Below are 18,451 nucleotides of genomic sequence, written 5' to 3' on the forward strand. Positions count from 1 at the left end.
GGCCTGTGCCTAAGTGTAAATTTTAATTGACACTATAAATCGTAAAACTAAGATGACATTTGGAGACAGGGGAGTCTCCGTGTCCGGGGAGGGCACATCCATGCAGACATCAGCCATCGTCTTTGAACAGCCCGGCGCACTCGCGCTGAAGCGGCTGTCGCTGCTTTCGCCCTCGCCGGTCGACGTGGTCGTGGAGACGATGTTCAGCGGGATTTCGACCGGCACGGAGAAGATGCTGTTTCATGGCACAATGCCGAGCTTTCCCGGCATGCGTTACCCCCTGGTTCCGGGCTATGAGACGGTTGCAAAGGTTGTCGAAGCAGGCAGCGCCTCGGGCCGCAAGGTAGGGGACTCGGTCTTCGTCCCCGGCGCCAGCTGTTTCGAAGAGGCGGCAGGCCTCTTCGGAGCCAATGCATCACGGCTAGTCGTTCCCGGAGGGCGCACCACCCGGCTCGAGTTCGACAACGAGGAAGAAGGGGCTCTGCTGGCGCTTGCCGCAACCGCCCATCATGCTGTTCGCCGTACCAACCAGCCTGTGTCCCTGGTGATCGGTCACGGTGTTCTCGGCCGCCTCATCGCCCGCATCATCCTCGCAATCGGCAACCCGCCGCCGACCGTCTGGGAAACCGCAAACCAGCGCAGACAGGATGGTGACGGCTACGCGGTTGTCGACCCGTCTGCGGAAGGGGCAACCATGCCACCCATGGGTGCCGCCATCGACGCAAGTGGCAATATCGCAGTCATCGACCGCGCCATTTCCATGCTGCAAAAGCGGGGCGAGCTGATCCTCGCCGGCTTCTATCCAGGTCGCGTCAGCTTCGATTTTGCGCCCGCGTTCATGCGTGAGGTGACACTTGCAATCGCCGCAGAGTTCAGCGCGCAGGACGTGGAAGCGGTGCTCGCCCTCGTCGCCACCGGCGCCCTGTCTCTCGACGGCCTCATCACGCACCACGCCGCTCCGGCAGATGCCGAGGCTGCCTATCGCACCGCGTTTGAAGACCCCGACTGCCTGAAAATGATCATCGACTGGAGGAACGCCGCATGAGCCTGGACCTTGCCCCCGACGGCCTGGAGCGATTGCAGGAGAACCTGCGCGATGAAGCCGCCATCGAGCCCGACGCGCCGGCGACCGGCGAAGTCACCAAGGAAACGCAGATCATCGCGATCTACGGCAAGGGCGGCATCGGCAAGAGTTTCACGCTCGCCAATCTCTCCTACATGCTCGCCCAGCTCGGAAAGAAGGTGCTGCTGATTGGCTGCGATCCGAAGAGCGACACGACATCGCTGCTCTTCGGCGGCCGCGCCTGCCCGACGATTATCCAGACGGCCTCGCGCCGCAAGGAAGCCGGCCAGGAAGTTTCGATCTCCGATGTCTGCTTCAAGCGTGACGGCGTCTTCGCCATGGAGCTCGGCGGACCCGAAGTCGGTCGTGGTTGCGGTGGGCGCGGCATCATCCACGGCTTCGAGACGCTGGAAAAACTCGGCTTTCACGAATGGGACTTCGACTTCATTCTGCTCGACTTCCTCGGCGACGTGGTCTGCGGTGGCTTCGGCCTGCCGATTGCCCGCGACATGTGCCAGAAAGTCGTGGTCGTTGGCTCGAACGACCTGCAGTCGCTGTATGTCGCCAACAATGTCTGTTCGGCGGTAAAATACTTCCGCAATCTCGGCGGCAATGTCGGCGTCGCCGGATTGGTGATCAACAAGGACGACGGCACGGGCGAAGCACAGGCCTTTGCCGAAGCCGTGGGCATCCCGGTGCTCGCCTCGATCCCGCAGGATGATGATATCCGCCGCAAGAGCGCCAACTATCAGATCATTGGCACACACGACTCGCACTGGGGTCCGCTCTTCGAGGCGCTGTCGATCAATCTCGCCGAGGCCCCGCCGATCCTTCCCAAGCCGCTCGACCAGGACGGACTGCTCGGCCTCTTCGATGCCAGTGAGACCGGCGCCGACTACAAGCTTCAGCCGGCCACGCCGGAAGATATGTGTGCGGCCGGCGCTCTCAATCGGCCGTCGCTCGAAGTCGTCTACGACAATGTGTGAGATCGGAACGCCCCATGGATGACCTTCGCAAGGAATTCGAGCCGGACGACACCAGCGGGATCGCTCTCGCTGCAGCAGATCAGGCTATCCTTGCCGATGCGGTGACGGATGCCGCAGCAAGCGGCATCGGCTGTCACGGCGGCACCGAACTCTCCAAGGCTGCGGCCCGCGCTGCCGGTCAAGGCGAGTTAATGGACCGCTTCGAAGCTGATTATCCCAAGGGCCCGCACGACCAGCCGCAATCCATGTGCCCGGCCTTCGGCTCGCTGCGCGTCGGTCTTCGCATGCGACGCGTCGGCACCATCCTCTCCGGTTCAGCCTGCTGCGTCTATGGGCTCACCTTCACCTCGCATTTCTACGGCGCCAAACGCTCGGTCGGCTACGTCCCCTTCAACTCCGAGACGCTTGTCACGGGCAAGCTGTACGAGGACATCGTGGAGGCCGTCCACCTGATGGCGGATCCGGACAAATTCGACGCCTTGATCGTCACCAATCTTTGTGTGCCGACAGCCTCTGGCGTGCCGCTCCGCATGTTGCCGCGCGAGATCGATGGCGTACGCATCGTTGGTATTGATGTGCCGGGCTTCGGCATCCCGACCCATGCCGAGGCGAAGGATGTGCTTTCGGGCGCCATGCTCGCCTATGCTCGACAGGAAGTGGCGAGCGGCCCGGTCCAGCGGCCGCGCGGCGGTCTCAAGGACAAGCCGACGGTAACCCTGGTCGGTGAAGTGTTCCCGGCGGACCCGGTGGTGATCGGCGGCATGCTCGAACCTATGGGACTGGCCGTCGGTCCCACGGTTCCCGTCCGCGAATGGCGCGACCTTTATGCCGCTCTCGACTGCGCCGCAGTGGCCGCCATCCATCCCTTCTATACGGCAAGCTTCCGTGAGTTTTCCGCTGCCGGCCGCCCGATTGTCGGCTCAGCTCCGGTCGGCCTTGAGGGCACCGATGCCTGGTTGAATGCCATCGGCAACAGCTGTGGCGTTCCCCAGGTCCGCATCGACATCAGCCGCAACGCCATGCGCGGCGCCATTTCGGCCGCCCTTGCCAACAACCGCATCAACGGCCGCATCACGCTTTCGGGTTACGAAGGCTCCGAACTGCTCGTCGGCCGCCTGCTTGTCGAACTCGGCGCTGACCTCCGTTACGTTGGCACCGCCTGTCCGAAGACACCCTACAATGCGGCCGATGCCGAATGGCTCGAAGCCCATGGCGTGCAACTGCGCTTCCGCGCCTCCCTTGAACAGGACCTGGCCGCTTTCGTCGAATACGAGCCCGACCTTGCCATCGGTACCACGCCCGTGGTGCAGAAGGCCAAGGAGGCAGCAACGCCTGCCCTCTACTTCACCAATCTGATTTCGGCCCGCCCCCTGATGGGACCGGCAGGCGTTGCCTCGCTGCCATCCGTCATCAATGCGGCAATCGCCAACAAGGATCGATTCCTCGCCATGAACGCCTTCTTCGATGGCGTCGGCAAGGGTGACACGGCCGGCATCTGGGAAGACACGCCCCAGGACCGCAGCGCCTATCGCAAGAAGTTTGCCGCCAAGGTCAAGCAGTCCCGCAACGCCGTCGACAATGGGGAGAGTGTCGGATGCTGATCCTCGACCACGACCGAGCCGGCGGCTATTGGGGCAGCGTCTATGCCTTCACCGCGATCAAGGGCCTGCAGGTGATCATCGACGGCCCAGTTGGCTGTGAAAATCTGCCCGTCACCTCGGTGCTGCACTATACCGACGCCCTTCCGCCGCATGAGCTGCCGATCGTCGTCTCAGGCTTGTCGGAGGACGAGCTGGGGCAGCACGGCACCGAAGGCGCGATGAAGCGGGCCCGTCTGGCGCTTGATCCGGATCTGCCAGCTGTCGTCGTGACCGGCTCGATCGCCGAAATGATCGGCGGCGGTGTGACCCCGGAAGGCTCCAACATCGTCCGGTTCCTCCCGCGCACCATCGACGAGGATCAGTGGCAGAGCGCCGACCGCGCGATGAAATGGCTCTGGACCGAATTCGGCCCGAAGGGCGGCAAAGTCCCGGCTCCGCGTCGTCGGCCGGAAGGCGCAAAACCCCGCGTCAACATCATAGGCCCGATCTACGGCACCTACAACATGCCATCCGACCTCGCGGAAATCCGCCGCCTGGTCGAAGGCCTGGGCGCCGAGATCAATATGGTCTTCCCGCTCGGCAGCCATCTTGAAGACGTCCGCAAACTGGCCGATGCCGACGCCAACATCTGCCTCTACCGCGAATTCGGTCGCCTTCTCTGCGAGGCGCTCGATCGCCCCTATCTGCAGGCGCCGATCGGCATCCATTCGACAACCGCTTTCCTGCGTCAGCTCGGCGAGATGCTGGGCCTCGACCCGGAGCCGTTCATCGTCAGAGAAAAGCACACGACGCTGAAGCCTCTCTGGGATCTCTGGCGCTCCGTCACCCAGGATTTCTTCGCCACCGCCAGCTTCGCGATCGTGGCCAACGAGACCTATGTGCGTGGCATCCGCAACTTCCTCGAAGAGGAAATGGGGCTTCCCTGTACGTTCGCTGTCCCGCGCAAGCCGGGTACGAAGACCGACAACATCGAGGTCTCGGAACTGACCGCGAGCAAGACGCCGATGATCATGTTCGGCTCGTTCAACGAGCGCATGTACATGGCCGAATGCGGCGCCCGTGGAAAATTCGTCCAACTCTCCTATCCAGGCGCGATTGTGCGGCGCCATACCGGATCTCCGGTCATGGGCTATTCGGGCGCCGCCTGGTTGATCCAGGAAGTCTGCAACGCACTGTTCGACATCCTCTTCGACATCCTGCCCCGCGCCGGCGAACTGGATGCGATCGAGCCGACCACCGCCCGCCAGCGCGTCTCGATCGTCTGGAACGCGGATGCTCAGGCCTCGCTAGAGACCTGTCTCAACAACGAACCGGTCCTCGTCCGGATTTCGGCCGCCAAGCGCCTGCGCGACGCCGCCGAACGCGAGGCCCGCAGCGCGCAAGCGCCTGAAGTCACTCGCCAGCATGTCGAAACGGCTGCCCGTCTCGCGGGAGCACGCGCATGACCGGCGAGCGAAAAGTCCCGAAGTGGGGAAACCTGGAGGTGAAGGCATGATCACTGCAACGCAACACGAACCGGACGCGCGCCGCCATCAGGCAGACCGCCAATCGGAGCGGGTCAACCTGCGCCGTCTCTATCTGCTGATGTATCCGCTCTGCCTGGTGGCGGCGGTCGCAGCCAGACTGACCGACCAGTCAGGAACTGCTGCTGAAAAGCCCGCCCAGTCCATTTTCGCCGAAGCACGCTCTTCGGCCTATGCCGCTGCCGGTTACGCCTTTCAGGCGTGACCTTCCCTTTGCCGGTGTTCTCGACACCGACAAAAACCCGGCAGTGCTGCAAGACGGCTCGGCCGGAACCCTGCCGCGGGGGCGCCGCGGTGTTCGAGACTAGGAGGTGAATTTGATGGCTGAAACATCAAATGTTTCACTTTCGGGTCTGACCGAAAGCGAAGCGCGCGAGGTCCATGGATTCTTCATCCAAGGCTTCATGATATTCACGGCGATTGCCATCGTCGCGCATATCTTGGTCTGGATGTGGCGTCCCTGGATTCCGGGCCCCGAAGGTTACAGCTCTCTCGAGGGCATCAACCAGACGGCTCTCTCGCTTCTGTCGATGATGGCTTAGGAGGACGCGATATGTGGAGAATCTGGCTTATGTTCGATCCGCGCAAAGCGCTGGTCGCACTGTCTGTATTCCTGTTTACGCTGGCGATCCTGATCCATTTCATCCTGCTGAGCACGGAACGCTTCAACTGGCTGGAGGGCAAGCCCCTCAAGACCAGTGCCCTGGAGCATTCCCTCTCTGAAGGCGTGGATCTCAAGCTCATCGGCTGAAGAACCAAGACGGCAGCGGGCGGCACCTCGGTCTCGCCCGCCGCCAAACGGCATGACCCGACAACGCCGCCTGGCTGATCACCTCTGGAGGAAACGAACATGGCGCTGCTGAGTTTTGAACGCAAATATCGCGTACGAGGCGGAACGCTGCTCGGAGGCGATCTCTTCGATTTCTGGGTAGGTCCTTTCTACGTCGGCTTCTTCGGCGTGACGACGGCATTCTTTGCCACGCTGGGCACCGCTCTCATCATCTACGGCGCGGCCATCGGCCCGACCTGGAACATCTGGCAGATTTCGATCGCCCCGCCCGACCTATCCTACGGACTGGCCTTGGCACCGCTGAAGGAGGGTGGCCTCTGGCAGATCATCACCGTCTGCGCACTCGGAGCCTTCATCTCCTGGGCACTGCGCGAGGTGGAAATCTGCCGAAAGCTTGGCATCGGCTATCACGTGCCCTTTGCCTTCTCCTTCGCCATTCTCGCCTACGCCACCCTCGTCGTCTTTAGGCCGCTGTTGCTCGGCGCCTGGGGCAACGGCTTTCCTTATGGCATCTTCAGCCATCTGGATTGGGTCTCGAACGTCGGCTACCAGTACCTGCATTTCCATTACAATCCGGCCCATATGCTCGCGGTGACTTTCTTCTTCACCACGACCTTCGCCCTTTCGCTGCATGGCGGCCTGATCCTGTCGGCGGCCAATCCGGGCAGCTCGCTCACCGAGCCGGGCAAGCAGGGCGAAGTGAAGACACCGGAATATGAAGACACGTTTTTCCGCGACATCATCGGCTACTCGATCGGCACGCTCGGCATCCATCGCCTCGGCCTGATCCTGGCGCTGAATGCCGGCTTCTGGAGTGCTGTCTGCATCATCATCAGCGGACCTTTCTGGAACCAGGGATGGCCGCGCTGGTGGAACTGGTGGCTTGAGCTGCCAATCTGGAACTGAGGGGTACCGGATCATGTTGCTGCAATATCAAAACATTATTACGCCCGTGCAGGTGAGTGGTCCCCTCGAAGAGGGCATGCCCCTCCCCAGAGGCGACAGCCCCCGTGTCGGCAAGCCGTTTTACGTCACTCTGTTCGGCATGATCGGCAATGCCCAGATCGGCCCGATCTACCTGGGCTATCTCGGGACGCTCTCCCTGCTCTTCGGCTTCATCGCCTTCGAGATCATCGGTCTCAACATGTTCGCTTCGGTCGGCTGGGATCCGATCCAGTTCGTCCGCCAGCTCTTCTGGCTGGGGCTTGAGCCGCCACCGGCGAAATACGGCTTGAAGATCCTGCCACCGCTGGCCGAAGGCGGGTGGTGGCTGATCGCCGGCTTCTTCCTGACGACCTCGGTCCTCTTGTGGTGGGTCAGGGTGTATCGCCGCGCCCGGCAGCTGGAACTCGGCATGCACGTCGCCTGGGCCTTTGCCGCCGCGATCTGGCTGTTCCTCGTGCTCGGCTTCATTCGGCCGCTGTTGATGGGCAATTTCTCGGAAGCGGTCCCCTTCGGCATTTTCCCGCACCTCGACTGGACCGCCGCCTTCTCGATCCGCTACGGCAACCTCTATTACAATCCCTTCCACTGCCTCTCGATCGTCTTTCTCTATGGCTCGGTGCTGCTCTTTGCCATGCATGGCGCAACGATCCTCGCCGTCGGCAAGTATGGCGGTGAGCGTGAGCTGGAACAAATCACCGATCGCGGCACGGCATCCGAGCGCGCCGCCCTCTTCTGGCGCTGGACCATGGGCTTCAATGCCACGATGGAGTCCGTGCACCGCTGGGCCTGGTGGTTTGCCATTCTGACCCCGATCACCGGCGGCATCGGCATCCTGCTCACCGGCACGGTGGTCGACAACTGGTATCTCTGGGGCATCAACCACGGGATCGTGTCCCCGCTGCCGGGTTATCCCGGCGTCGTCGACCCGGCGCTTTGAGGAGAACGACGATGAAACTCTGGATTCCCTTCGCCGTCTCCGCCGGCACGCTGCTGACGATTGCAAGCTTCGTCGGCGCTGGTTGGGACGCGCCCCCGGTTGAGACCACACAGACAGGCTTTCGCGGCACCGGCATGTATATCCATCGGGATATCGAGAAGCAGGAAGCACTGAAGGCCGCGAACGTCGTTCCGCCTGCCCCCTGGGAGGCAGATCCGAGTGGCGACAAGGCCCGCGATCTCTACGAGAACGTTCAGGTTCTGGGCGATCTCTCCGACGACCAGTTCAACCAGTTCATGGCCTCGATCACCGAATGGGTGGCCCCGGAAGCCGGTTGCAACTACTGCCACAACCCCGAGAATCTGGCGTCTGACGAGCTCTACCAGAAGGTCGTCGCTCGACGGATGATCCAGATGACCCAGGCAATCAATGTAGACTGGAAGGCGCATGTTGGCGCCACCGGTGCTACCTGCTACACCTGCCATCGCGGCCAGGGCATTCCGACCAATTACTGGTACGAGGATCTGGAGCCGAAGCCGGCCGGCAACATGACGCAGAACCGCCAGGGCCAAAACGTCGTCGCCAAGTTCGGCGGCGGGTCGTCGCTGCCGCAGAATGTGCTGAAGGACTACCTGCTCGACGCAAAGCCGATCCGAGTGCATTCGACGACAGCACTTCCGACCGGCACCAACATGGCGACCACGAAGGAGACGGAAGCCACCTGGTCGCTGATGATGCACATGTCGGAGTCGCTTGGCGTCAACTGCACGACCTGCCACAACTCCCGCGCCTTCAACGAGTGGGACCAGAGCCCGCCGCAGCGCGTAACCGCATGGCACGGCATCCGCATGGTCCGCGATATCAACGCGAACTACGTCCAGGGGCTGACACCTGTTTTCCCCGACCACCGCAAGGGGCCGGAAGGCGACGTCTTCAAGGTCGGATGCGCCACCTGCCACGCCGGCGTTCAGAAGCCGCTCTACGGCGTCTCTATGCTGCAGGATTACGTCGATGCGCTTGCCAAAAAAGGCCCAACGGCTGTCCCGGACTACACCACCTATCAGCCGGGCACGACGCAGAAGATGGCACCGGCCGAGCAAAGCAGCGCAATCCTGCCCAAGCCGGCAACCGCTCAGACCGCTGAAGCTGTCCTGCCGACGGCACCGGCAACCAGTGACAACTGACGGCCTCCCAAGGCAGGCCGCAATGGGAAGGGGAGCTTTCGGGCTCCCCTTTTCTTTTGCGCCAGGAGAACGCATGTCGCGCACCGCCGGCCGTGCCTCACCGACGAAGGCTCGCTGAAATTTTCGATGACTATGGCTTGTGAGGGAGTTCCACGAAGGGCGTCGAACGTGAGAAACGATCACCGGCGATAGCCCTTTGCAACCCATCTCCCCACCCGGAACAGATCGAGGCGGAACGGACGTGCACGACCGCAGGAGGAGGATTGCCTTAAAGCCGATCGAATCCGAGATCTGGGAAGCGTTCTAGGTAGATGCGGAACCAAGGCGTGAAAGAGAGCGGTGTTTCGCGCATCTCCCGCTGCAGCTCATCGGCGCCGATCCAGCGCACGGCCTCAACCTCATCTTCATCCGGAAGGATCGCGAGCTGGCTGCGGTCGGCTTGAGCGCTGAACAGCGTCACACGCTCGTTCTCGTGCAGTCCGTCGCCGACATCGGCTGAGTAATCCACAGTCTGGTGGCGGGTAAGCGGAAGGGAGAACCCAAGCTCTTCTTCCAGCCGGCGTGCTGCACAGGCCTCGATCGTCTCGTCCCAGTGCGGATGGGTGCAACAGGTATTCGCCCACAGGCCGCCGCAATGATACTTGGCCTGAGCACGCTTCTGGATGAGCAACTTGTCACCGTCGAAGACGAAAACGGACACGGCGAGATGCTGAAGGCCCTCGATATGGGCCTTCATCTTCTCGACCGGGTAAAGCGACCCGTCGGCCGCGATCGCCGGGATGACAATGCTCTCGCGCATCATTGCTCCGCTCTGCTCATTCGCCCCTGAGGCGATAAGCCCTTTGGCCGTCTCAGGCAACAGCCCGCGCCAGCGCGCATTTCGACCACAGCGAACAGAGGGCCTCGGCCAGATGAGTGATGTCGGCATCACTGTGCAGCGGCGTCGGCGTGATACGCAGGCGCTCCTTGCCAACGGCAACCGTGGGATAGTTGATCGGCTGGACATAGAGACCGAAATCGTCGAGCAGCACGTCGGAGATCCACTTGCACTTCGCCGCATTGCCGACCATGACCGGAACGATATGGCTTGGATTGCGCATATGGGGAATGCCCCTGGCATCGAGCGCGGCGCGCACCTTGGCAACAGCCGCCTGATGCCGGGCGCGTTCGAACTGGCTCTCCTTGAGGTGGCGGATCGACGTGGTTGCCGCAGCCGCCAGTGCCGGCGGGATCGCCGTGGTGAAGATGAAGCCGGAGGCGAAGGACCGTACGAAATCGATCAGCACGGCCGGCCCCGTGATATAGCCGCCCATGATGCCAAAGGCCTTGCCGAGCGTTCCCTCGATGACGGTCAGGCGATCCATAAGCCCCTCGCGCTCGGCAACGCCGCCGCCGCGCGGGCCATACATGCCGACCGCATGCACCTCGTCGAGATAGGTCAGCGCACCGAATTCATCGGCCACGTCGCAGATCTCGCGGATCGGCGAAATGTCGCCATCCATCGAATAAACGCTTTCGAAGGCAACCAGCTTGGGCGCCGCCGGATCGTCGGCTGCCATCATTTCGCGCAAATGCTTGGGATCGTTGTGGCGGAACTGCCGCTTGATGCATCGCGAATGCCGGATGCCTTCGATCATTGAGGCGTGGTTCAGCGAATCCGAATAGCAGATGACACCCGGGATCTTCGACAGCAGCGTGCCAAGTGCCGCCCAATTCGACACATAGCCGGAGGTGAAGATCAGAGCGCCTTCCTTGCCGTGAAGGTCGGCGAGTTCGTTCTCCAGGAGCACGTGGTAATGGTTCGTGCCCGAAATGTTGCGGGTCCCGCCAGCCCCTGCCCCACACTTGCGAATGACCTCTGTCATCCGGTCCATGACCTTCTCGTTCTGCCCCATTCCGAGATAATCGTTGGAACACCAGACCGTCACTTCGCGGACCGTCTTGTCCTCATTGTAGAAGGTTGCCTTGGGGAAGGCCGAGCAATGACGCTCAAGCTCTGCGAATACGCGGTAATTGCCGGCCTTGCGGAGATCGGCAAGCGCTGACTCCATGTGCTGCAGAACGTCCATCAGTCTTTCCTCTTCCCGATCTGGTCTTGTCCAAATGCGCTCCAGGAGGCAACGGGCGGTACCGCCGGGCGGGCTCCCTGGAGATGTGATCCGCCATCCAGGGGATGTCCGGCGGCAAGCGGCGCTCCCGGCCGCGCCATCGCCCAGCGCCACAGCGCGGTATCGGAGACGGGCAGCACGAGGATGAGATGTTCGATGATGGCAAGCGCCATGAAGGTCGCGAGCAACGTATGCCCGACAACCGAATGTTCCTGGGTGGCGCGATTGGCGCCGATGACGAGGATGGCAAACAATCCAGCCGCAATGGCAAGCAGCAGCGGGAAGATCGGCGTCAGCCGGTCTGTCCGGAAATAGCTTTTGAGATGCGCGATGCCCTTCGGCATCAACTCGCTGACAGCATGTGGCGCGCCGAGGAAGATCAACAGCTTGGCAGAGATACGCATGCCCCAGAGAAGCCCAAAGGCGGCAAGCCCGAAACGGTTGGGATTACCCGACAGCGTGAACCACAGCACAACCGCAGTGATTAGAATGGCGATCTCATGGTCGCTGACCGCCTGCCAGGCGGCCTTGAACCGGGCAGGGCCCGACAGGCCCGGAGGGCAATCCCCGCTGCGCGGACCAGTCAGCCGCCCGGTGAGAAACGCGGCCTCATGCCAGGCCCAGACGAGCAGCGCGCCGAAAAAGCCGGCATAGGAGCCGAGCGGGGTCTGCTCCCGCGCGCCGAAGAGCATGAGCAGGAATCCGCCAGCGCCAACGGCGGTCATGACCGGCATCAACGACAGGATCCGCCATTCCTTCGGCTCGGGCCGATTGACCATGGCCAGCACCAGCCCCGTCGACACCCACCAGACGGTGATGGCGATGGCAACGACGGCGAGCGGGTGCGAGAAGCTCATGGGTCCACCCTCACCAGACCGGCTGCAGGCGGGACGTGGCCGGAATGGCATTCGACTTCGTCGGGATCACATACATCCGCACAAAGTTGATGGCCGCAGCCGCCGACCAGAAGCCCTTGGCGATCCGGCCGGTCAATCCACCCCTGGCATTGGCCGCCATGACCTTGCGGTTGATCCGCTCCATCCGGCGAAAACCCTCATGCAGCGCCGGATTGTCGAGATCAAGCACCAGCGGGAAGCACTGCCGCGAGATCTCGCTGGTCAGCCGAAAGACCTTCATGTCGTAGTCGTCGATATCGACGCCAAGGCCCTTGTGGAAGGCCGGTCGCATGTGATCGCGCACATACATGGTCGCAAAGACCGCGAGCAGAAAGAACTTGATCCAGTATTTGTTCATGCCCTCCATCAGCCGCTTGTCGGAGCGGATGATCAGCGAGAAGGCCTCTCCATGGGAGAACTCGTCATTGCACCACTGACGAAACCACTTGAAGATCGGGTGGAAGCGCTGCTCCGGGTGCTTTTCGAGATGCCGGAAGATGGTGATATAGCGGGCATAACCGATCTTCTCGGAGAGATAGGTGGCGTAGTAGATGAACTTCGGCTTGAAGAAGGTATATTTCTTCGCCTTGGCTAGAAAGCCCATGTTCACGCCGATGCCGAATTCCTTCAACGCATCGTTGATGAAGCCGGCATGGCGGGACTCGTCCCGGCTCATGTAACCGAAGAGCTCGCAGATTTCCTGGTTCTTGCCGCGCCGCTTCATCTCCTTGTAGAGCACGCAGCCCGAAAATTCCGAGGTAAGCGAGGAGACGAGGAAGTCGATGAATTCTTCCCGCAGATCATCCGGCAGAGCATCGATGTCGATATCGTCCCAGTCTTCGTTGCGCTTGAAATGGCCGCGGTTCGGATCGCTCTTCATCTGAGCGATCAGAACGTCCCATTCCGCCCTCACCGGTTCGACATTGATCTTGTCCATCTCTTCGAAGTCGGTCGTATAAAAGCGCGGCGTCAGCATGGTCGAGACGAGTGCGCTGCGCGTCGTGTCGTTGACGCCGGCCATGCGCTCTTCAACAGTCGGCTCGTGATCGGCAAGATCCACAGGGGAAACATGATTGTTCATGACAGTGCCCTCTCGGTGAAGCTGAATTCGCACAATTCCATCATGTCGAGATCGCCGGTGGCGCGGATCCAGGCCCGCTCCAGAAAACCAGCCCGGGTAATGGTCGCCTTGCGCCGAAAATTCTGGCTCGCGCCATAGGGGATGGAGACCGGCGCGCCATGCACCAGAACCTCGTCGCCCGGATGGACGATGACGCCATTGTCGAAGCGCAGATGAGCGCCCAGCGCCTCGAAGGTATTGTTGATCTCGACGGTACAATCGACCGTCTCCTTGTGGCGCATCAGCGCGAAGACCGGGTTCATGGCTTAATTCCTCCCTGCTCGCCCAGAAGGGCTTCGAATGCGGCCACGTTGTCGCGGCCGAAGGCTGCGAGATAGATGCGCTCGCCCGTTCCGGTATCGGAGAGGCTGACAGTACCGGCCTCCCACTTGATCAGGCGGTAGGGCGCGTCGAACGGAACCTTGGCGACCTGGCGCATGCGCTCGAAGGCGCGCAGCGAGCCACGCACGAAGCCACCGGCCTCAGGGCCATAGCTTGCGATTTCAGCGGCAGTTGCGGCGTCCTGCACGACGACACGATCATCCGCAGTCCGCAGGATCACGAGGTCACGGACAGCGACCGGTTCGCCGAGCTGCTGCTTGACGAGGCCCAGGCCCGTGGTCTGGCCAACGATGACGGCAGTCGCTGTAAAGCCGAGAAGCCCGAGCAAACCGACCAGAAGCGCTGTTGGAAGGCGGTTCGGTGCGCGACCCTTGCGGTCCGAGAGATAGCCGAGACTGGACGCCGATCCCATGACGCCCCCCTATTCCGCAGCAACGGCGGCGGGCGCCGATGGCATGGACGGGGTAACGAAAATCCGCAGCTGGCTGGCATGCGAGGCGCGAAACTGCGTATAGGCGGCGGACAAAATGCTGGCGACCGTCTCGACATCGGGCAGATAGGCGAGGCACGGCTCAGGTCGCGAAAAACGCCAGCCGCGTACATGCGGCCACTGCACCAGCCAGGAGAGCCGCGTGTCCGCGGCAACGGCAATCGCAATCATCCCGTCCTTGTCGTCGAGCTTTGCAGTCGAGATCGCCTCGACTTTGCGGAACGGCAGGTTCAGCGTCATCGACAAGGCAACGCCGAAGCGCATGACGACGCGCTCGGTGGTAATCGTGTAGAGCGTTGTCTTCTCGACGGCCCAGGCGAACAGCTCGATCATACCGATAAGCACGGCGGCAAGGGCGGCGAGGATCGCGATGGAGAACAGCAGACCGCCGATCTCGCGACCGTCATGCAGGCCGGACACCACGGCCCATACGGCAAGCAGGAGAAAATAGCCGCCGATCCAGCGAACCTTCAAGAGGTGCCGGCTGAGCAGCTTTGCCCTGGGGCGCCCCTGCCAGAGGATGACCTCACCGGCCGGTGGCAGGCCAGGAAGCCCCGGCACCGGTTCGATTTCATGTTCTCGAGTGACGAACTGGCTCACAGCAGTGGCTCCTGACGGCTCTTGTCCGCATAGAGCAGGCCCGCGCCGAAATAGGCGGCGATCTTGTCTTCTTCCAGGAGTGTGATGAGCTCCGGACGGGCCGTCGCCGGCACATCAGCGAATTGCGCTGCGGAAACGGCATGGACATAGAGGTAGCGAACATTGCCGCGGCCGGTGCGGTAGACGACGAAGTTGTTGGGAACCAGGACCGTGCGCAAGCCCTCACCCAAGCTCACTTCGTAGTAGCGGATCAGGTGCTCGGACCGATCGACCCAGACATCCGTCACGATACCAGCGGTCTGGCCATCGAAGCCTTGGACAATGCGCCCGCGCGGGTCGAGCTGCCCCTCAACGATGGAGAAGCCCTCTGCGACACGGAGCGGCACGATCCGGGCATCGCCATGGGCAGTCATGTCGGGCTTATCGACACGTTCGGCCCAGGAACCCGGGCCGATGCCGGCGAGCAGCGGATTGCCGACCGGCTCGCTCGGATAGCCGGGGGCAGGTGCGACCCGGCGCGACGAGAAACTGCGCTCATCTCGTTTGAAATCAGGGACCTGTTTGAGGCCCTGACCATGCGGAAGGACGAATGTCTTTGCCGGCGGAACGAAGAGCCAGGGGCTCTTGTTGTAGCGGCCGGAGACATCCTCTTCGAGCGGATAACCCTCCCGCCGGTCTTCCTGGCGCAGATACCAGATGAGGCCAGCGAAAAAGATCCAGAAGGCATAGAGCACGACCTGTGCCACATCCATATTGCTTGTAAGCGATCCGGTCATGGTTGACCCTCCCGTGTTAGGTTTTGCCGCCGACGATCAACCGGGCAGCTCTGCCAATCCAAAACGCATGTCATGGTTTTCATCCCGTCTGTAACGACGCCCGGTGAGCGGCCCGAGAACCGCAAGGCAGAGGAACAGAAGAACAATTTCAAAAAGGTAGACGACAAGATACCCCGAGGCGGGTGTGATCATGGTCTCACCCAGCGATCCATTGAGGGCCAGCGCATTGATCGTGTTCTTGACCAAGCCCCCGGCCAGCAGGCTCGCGCCGATGGCTGTCGCCTGAACGGCGCCCCAGGCACCGACCACGAGGCCGCTGTCGGATTTTTCCGAGACACCCATGGCCGCCAGCATGGTGCCGACGGCAAACAATCCGCCGCCGAGCCCAATTCCAGCTGCCCCCGCATAGAAGAGCCCGGTCAGCCCCAGCGGCGAGGCAAAGATCACGCAGGAGAAAGCGACGATGCCGATCAGGATCCCGCGCGCAGCAACCCGGAAAATCGGCGCGCCATGCTGCAGGCTGTGCGCCGCCCAGGCGAAGCCTGCCATGGTGCCGGCAGCCCAGATCCCCGTCAGCCGTGTTGTCTCACCGACGCTGAGGCCGAGGATTTCACCGCCATAAGGCTCAAGCAGAATGTCCTGCATGGAGAAAGCGGCAGACCCGATCGCGACCGCGATCAACAGGCGCAGCACGCCCGGATCGCTGCGATACTCGTCCAGGGCGTCGAAGAAGCTCACCAGATCGCGATCCGGCGCGCTGCGGCCGGTATCCCGAGCCTCCTGCTTCCAGATGGCGATAAGATTGATGATCATGGTCGTGAGGGCCGTGCCCTGGATGACCTGGATCAGCAGCTTGGGGCTGAAGTCGACGAGAAAATAGCTGTAGAAGGTCGAGGCGCCGATCATGCCGAAAAGCAGCATGAAATAGAGGAGCGCCACGACGCGCGGCCGCTTTTCCTGCGGCACGAGATCGCTGGCAAGTGCGAGCCCTGCCGTCTGTGCCATATGCATGCCGAAGCCGGTAAGGATGAAGGCAAGCCCGACGCCGGCGGCTCCCGCCCATTCCGGGCCGACGGTCTGCGACTGCAGGACCAGCAGCGCAAAGGGCATGATGGCGAGACCGCCGAACTGCAAAAGCGAACCAAGCCAGATATAGGGCACACGCCGCCAGCCGAGCACGGACTTGTACGTATCAGACCGGTATCCGAAGAAGAGCCGCAGCGGTGCGACCAGCACCGGGATGGCAACGACGGCCGACACCAGCGCCACGGAGACGCCGAGCTCGACGATCAGCACACGGTTGAGCGTGCCAGTCAGCAATACCATAACAAAGCCGGCCGATACCTGGAACAGCGACAGCCGCAGCAGGCGTGACAGAGGCATCTCCACCGAGGCAGCGTCGGCGAACGGCATGTAGCGCGTTCCCATCTTCTGCCAGAAGCCGATCAGTTTGCGATTGGCGGCGGAGAGCTTGATCACCGGATCACCTCCATGGCCTGCGAGGTGTAGAAGCCGACGCCAACCTTATGGCTGCGGCCGCTCGTCCAGCCTGCAAATCCTGGATTGTGCATCATCTCCGCCACCAACCGCTCCGGCTGGACGGGATAGATGGCCGGCGCCCGATTGCCACGCGGGAAGATCTTGCCCGTGGCAAGCATGGCGCGCAGCAAGCGGGAGCCAGGCGCAAGCGTGAAGATCATGCTGCGCGAGGTCCGCTCCGCCAGAGTGTGCAAGGCACGCACCGCATCGGCAGGCCGGTAGTGGATCAGCACATCCATCGCGACCACCGCATCGAAGCGGCCATGACGCGGATCCAGCATGTCACCGCTGTGAAAGGTGAGCGAGCCATGACCACGCCCCGCAAGACCGGCAAATTCCTGTGCCCGCTGCCGCGCATGGGCGATCATCTGGGCGGAGAGATCGACGCCGACCACCTCGGCGCCGCGATCGACCAGCTCGAAAGAAAGCACGCCAGATCCGCAGCCTGCATCGAGAATACGCCACCCGGTCAGATCCTGCGGCAGCCAGTTTACCAGCGTCCGGCGCATCTCTTCACGCCCCTTGCGCACGGTCGCTCGGATTCCGCTCACCGGCTGGTCACCGGTCAGCCGCTTCCAGGCATCGAGTGCGGTGCGATCGAAATAGTGTTCGATTTCACCGGTTCTGCGGATGTAATCGGCCTGGCTCATGACCCGCTCCTCACTCGAACCCGAGAAATTCGAAGATATCCCGGTCTTTCATCGGCTCGGCTTCCAGCGCCGGCGTGCCGGCCCAAAGGACCTCGGCAAGCCGCAGATATTCATTCTGGATGGCGATGATCTCGGGGCTATCGCCCATCTCGAAAAGGGTGGCCTTCTTCAGGCGGCTCAGCCGCACATGGTCGCTGTCAGGCACATGCGCCAGCCGCTTCAGCCCGATCGCATCATTGTAACGATCGATCTGATCGGTCTCGCGCGAGCGATTGGCAATGACGCCACCGAGCCGCACTTCGTAATTCTTCGACTTCGCCTTGATCGCAGCGACGATCCTGTTCATCGCGAAGATAGAATCGAAGTCGTTGGCAGCCACCACCACGGCACGCTCTGCATGTTGCAGGGGCGAGGCGAACCCGCCGCAAACGACGTCGCCCAAGACATCAAAGATCACCACATCGGTGTCGTCGAGCAGGTGATGTTCTTTCAGCAGCTTGACGGTCTGGCCGACAACATAGCCGCCGCAGCCGGTGCCAGCCGGCGGTCCGCCCGCTTCGATGCACTGAACCCCGTTATAGCCTTCGACCATATAGTCCTCGGGCCGCAATTCCTCGGTGTGGAAATCGACCTTTTCCAAGACGTCGATGACGGTCGGGATCAGGCTTTTGGTCAGCGTGAACGTGGAATCATGTTTGGGGTCGCAGCCGATCTGCAGGACACGCTTGCCGATCTTGGAGAAGGCAACCGAGAGATTGGACGAGGTCGTCGACTTGCCGATGCCCCCCTTGCCATAGATGGCAAATACCTTGGCCCCGTCGATCTCCATCGTCGGATCGAGATGGACCTGGACGCTGCCGTCGCCATCGGCGCGCTGCCGCAGCGTTTCGGCCATCCTCGC

At 62.1% G+C, this 18,451-nt stretch carries 21 protein-coding genes; 10 read left to right on the forward strand and 11 right to left on the reverse strand.

The annotated features are described in order from the left end of the window. The first annotated feature begins 100 nt into the window (after positions 1-100). The 10 genes from bchC to pufC all read left to right on the forward strand — a co-directional run bounded on the left by bchC (position 101) and on the right by pufC (position 9,029). The gene (gene bchC, locus ASE36_RS14765) at positions 101-1,045 is read left to right on the forward strand and encodes a chlorophyll synthesis pathway protein BchC (RefSeq protein ID WP_062280918.1); all 945 of its coding nucleotides are present in this window, start codon (positions 101-103) and stop codon (positions 1,043-1,045) included. Further along, positions 1,042-2,049 (forward strand): chlorophyllide a reductase iron protein subunit X, encoded by a 1,008-nt coding sequence (locus ASE36_RS14770; protein ID WP_062280921.1) that lies wholly within the window; start codon positions 1,042-1,044, stop codon positions 2,047-2,049. The genes bchC and ASE36_RS14770 overlap by 4 nt, the downstream gene beginning before the upstream one ends. Before the next feature lie 14 nt (positions 2,050-2,063). Continuing rightward, positions 2,064-3,650, forward strand: coding sequence for a chlorophyllide a reductase subunit Y (gene bchY / locus ASE36_RS14775; protein WP_082511089.1), 1,587 nt, complete (start codon positions 2,064-2,066; stop codon positions 3,648-3,650). Next, positions 3,644-5,095, forward strand: coding sequence for a chlorophyllide a reductase subunit Z (bchZ, locus tag ASE36_RS14780; protein ID WP_062280923.1), 1,452 nt, complete (start codon positions 3,644-3,646; stop codon positions 5,093-5,095). The genes bchY and bchZ overlap by 7 nt, the downstream gene beginning before the upstream one ends. A 46-nt stretch (positions 5,096-5,141) precedes the next feature. Beyond that, positions 5,142-5,378, forward strand: coding sequence for a hypothetical protein (locus ASE36_RS14785; protein WP_062280926.1), 237 nt, complete (start codon positions 5,142-5,144; stop codon positions 5,376-5,378). A gap of 115 nt (positions 5,379-5,493) precedes the next feature. Continuing rightward, positions 5,494-5,715, forward strand: coding sequence for a light-harvesting antenna LH1, beta subunit (gene pufB / locus ASE36_RS14790; protein ID WP_062280929.1), 222 nt, complete (start codon positions 5,494-5,496; stop codon positions 5,713-5,715). 11 nt (positions 5,716-5,726) lie between these two features. Then, positions 5,727-5,924 (forward strand): light-harvesting antenna LH1, alpha subunit, encoded by a 198-nt coding sequence (gene pufA / locus ASE36_RS14795; RefSeq protein ID WP_062280933.1) that lies wholly within the window; start codon positions 5,727-5,729, stop codon positions 5,922-5,924. A gap of 99 nt (positions 5,925-6,023) precedes the next feature. Then, on the forward strand, positions 6,024-6,869 hold the full coding sequence (gene pufL / locus ASE36_RS14800) for a photosynthetic reaction center subunit L (RefSeq protein WP_062280936.1): 846 nt from the start codon (positions 6,024-6,026) through the stop codon (positions 6,867-6,869). A 16-nt stretch (positions 6,870-6,885) separates the two neighbouring features. Next, positions 6,886-7,845: a photosynthetic reaction center subunit M gene (pufM, locus tag ASE36_RS14805; RefSeq protein ID WP_156378680.1), complete on the forward strand. Its 960-nt coding sequence runs from the start codon at positions 6,886-6,888 to the stop codon at positions 7,843-7,845. 11 nt (positions 7,846-7,856) lie between these two features. Further along, on the forward strand, positions 7,857-9,029 hold the full coding sequence (pufC, locus tag ASE36_RS14810; RefSeq protein ID WP_062280940.1) for a photosynthetic reaction center cytochrome PufC: 1,173 nt from the start codon (positions 7,857-7,859) through the stop codon (positions 9,027-9,029). Positions 9,030-9,297: 268 nt separating this feature from the next. Here pufC and idi read toward each other — a convergent pair whose 3' ends face one another. From idi to bchL, 11 genes are read right to left on the reverse strand one after another with little or no spacing between them, the layout of a single operon-like run. Beyond that, positions 9,298-9,831 carry an isopentenyl-diphosphate delta-isomerase gene (idi, locus tag ASE36_RS14815; protein WP_062280942.1) on the reverse strand — a complete coding sequence of 178 codons (534 nt, stop codon included), beginning with the start codon at positions 9,829-9,831 and terminating at the stop codon, positions 9,298-9,300. A 49-nt stretch (positions 9,832-9,880) separates the two neighbouring features. Continuing rightward, positions 9,881-11,098, reverse strand: coding sequence for a 5-aminolevulinate synthase (gene hemA / locus ASE36_RS14820; RefSeq protein WP_062280945.1), 1,218 nt, complete (start codon positions 11,096-11,098; stop codon positions 9,881-9,883). Further along, the gene (puhE, locus tag ASE36_RS14825) at positions 11,098-11,994 is read right to left on the reverse strand and encodes a putative photosynthetic complex assembly protein PuhE (RefSeq protein WP_062280946.1); all 897 of its coding nucleotides are present in this window, start codon (positions 11,992-11,994) and stop codon (positions 11,098-11,100) included. Before puhE ends, hemA begins: the two co-directional genes overlap by 1 nt. A 10-nt stretch (positions 11,995-12,004) precedes the next feature. Next, entirely contained in the window at positions 12,005-13,054 is a 1,050-nt protein-coding gene (gene acsF, locus ASE36_RS14830) for a magnesium-protoporphyrin IX monomethyl ester (oxidative) cyclase (RefSeq protein ID WP_156378681.1), read from the reverse strand. Positions 13,055-13,110: 56 nt separating this feature from the next. Beyond that, positions 13,111-13,416 carry a hypothetical protein gene (locus tag ASE36_RS14835; protein ID WP_082511090.1) on the reverse strand — a complete coding sequence of 102 codons (306 nt, stop codon included), beginning with the start codon at positions 13,414-13,416 and terminating at the stop codon, positions 13,111-13,113. Continuing rightward, positions 13,413-13,907, reverse strand: a complete 495-nt coding sequence (puhC, locus tag ASE36_RS14840; RefSeq protein WP_062280952.1) for a photosynthetic complex assembly protein PuhC — start codon at positions 13,905-13,907, stop codon at positions 13,413-13,415. The genes ASE36_RS14835 and puhC overlap by 4 nt, the downstream gene beginning before the upstream one ends. 9 nt (positions 13,908-13,916) lie before the next feature. Next, positions 13,917-14,585 carry a photosynthetic complex putative assembly protein PuhB gene (puhB, locus tag ASE36_RS14845; RefSeq protein WP_062280955.1) on the reverse strand — a complete coding sequence of 223 codons (669 nt, stop codon included), beginning with the start codon at positions 14,583-14,585 and terminating at the stop codon, positions 13,917-13,919. After that, a complete protein-coding gene (gene puhA, locus ASE36_RS14850) occupies positions 14,582-15,361 on the reverse strand; it encodes a photosynthetic reaction center subunit H (protein ID WP_062280958.1) in 780 nt (259 codons plus the stop codon). The genes puhB and puhA overlap by 4 nt, the downstream gene beginning before the upstream one ends. Positions 15,362-15,397: 36 nt before the next feature. Then, positions 15,398-16,789, reverse strand: a complete 1,392-nt coding sequence (locus ASE36_RS14855) for a BCD family MFS transporter (protein WP_062281459.1) — start codon at positions 16,787-16,789, stop codon at positions 15,398-15,400. Positions 16,790-16,836: 47 nt separating this feature from the next. Continuing rightward, positions 16,837-17,550, reverse strand: a complete 714-nt coding sequence (gene bchM, locus ASE36_RS14860) for a magnesium protoporphyrin IX methyltransferase (RefSeq protein ID WP_062280961.1) — start codon at positions 17,548-17,550, stop codon at positions 16,837-16,839. A 10-nt stretch (positions 17,551-17,560) separates the two neighbouring features. Continuing rightward, a complete protein-coding gene (gene bchL, locus ASE36_RS14865; RefSeq protein ID WP_156378682.1) occupies positions 17,561-18,445 on the reverse strand; it encodes a ferredoxin:protochlorophyllide reductase (ATP-dependent) iron-sulfur ATP-binding protein in 885 nt (294 codons plus the stop codon). Positions 18,446-18,451: the final 6 nt, after the last annotated feature.

Source organism: Rhizobium sp. Root274 (assembly GCF_001429245.1).
Lineage (GTDB): Bacteria > Pseudomonadota > Alphaproteobacteria > Rhizobiales > Rhizobiaceae > Allorhizobium.

Coding starts and splice junctions, on each gene's coding strand:
- pufB (WP_062280929.1), top strand. CDS start 5,494: ATGGCTGAAACATCAAATGTTTCACTTTCGGGTCTGACCGAAAGCGAA.
- puhA (WP_062280958.1), bottom strand. CDS start 15,361: ATGACCGGATCGCTTACAAGCAATATGGATGTGGCACAGGTCGTGCTC.
- ASE36_RS14855 (WP_062281459.1), bottom strand. CDS start 16,789: ATGGGAACGCGCTACATGCCGTTCGCCGACGCTGCCTCGGTGGAGATG.
- hemA (WP_062280945.1), bottom strand. CDS start 11,098: ATGGACGTTCTGCAGCACATGGAGTCAGCGCTTGCCGATCTCCGCAAG.
- puhC (WP_062280952.1), bottom strand. CDS start 13,907: ATGGGATCGGCGTCCAGTCTCGGCTATCTCTCGGACCGCAAGGGTCGC.
- pufL (WP_062280936.1), top strand. CDS start 6,024: ATGGCGCTGCTGAGTTTTGAACGCAAATATCGCGTACGAGGCGGAACG.
- bchY (WP_082511089.1), top strand. CDS start 2,064: ATGGATGACCTTCGCAAGGAATTCGAGCCGGACGACACCAGCGGGATC.
- ASE36_RS14770 (WP_062280921.1), top strand. CDS start 1,042: ATGAGCCTGGACCTTGCCCCCGACGGCCTGGAGCGATTGCAGGAGAAC.
- pufA (WP_062280933.1), top strand. CDS start 5,727: ATGTGGAGAATCTGGCTTATGTTCGATCCGCGCAAAGCGCTGGTCGCA.
- bchM (WP_062280961.1), bottom strand. CDS start 17,550: ATGAGCCAGGCCGATTACATCCGCAGAACCGGTGAAATCGAACACTAT.
- ASE36_RS14785 (WP_062280926.1), top strand. CDS start 5,142: ATGATCACTGCAACGCAACACGAACCGGACGCGCGCCGCCATCAGGCA.
- pufC (WP_062280940.1), top strand. CDS start 7,857: ATGAAACTCTGGATTCCCTTCGCCGTCTCCGCCGGCACGCTGCTGACG.
- bchL (WP_156378682.1), bottom strand. CDS start 18,445: ATGGCCGAAACGCTGCGGCAGCGCGCCGATGGCGACGGCAGCGTCCAG.
- puhE (WP_062280946.1), bottom strand. CDS start 11,994: ATGAGCTTCTCGCACCCGCTCGCCGTCGTTGCCATCGCCATCACCGTC.
- ASE36_RS14835 (WP_082511090.1), bottom strand. CDS start 13,416: ATGAACCCGGTCTTCGCGCTGATGCGCCACAAGGAGACGGTCGATTGT.
- bchC (WP_062280918.1), top strand. CDS start 101: ATGCAGACATCAGCCATCGTCTTTGAACAGCCCGGCGCACTCGCGCTG.
- idi (WP_062280942.1), bottom strand. CDS start 9,831: ATGATGCGCGAGAGCATTGTCATCCCGGCGATCGCGGCCGACGGGTCG.
- bchZ (WP_062280923.1), top strand. CDS start 3,644: ATGCTGATCCTCGACCACGACCGAGCCGGCGGCTATTGGGGCAGCGTC.
- acsF (WP_156378681.1), bottom strand. CDS start 13,054: ATGGCCGGCGTCAACGACACGACGCGCAGCGCACTCGTCTCGACCATG.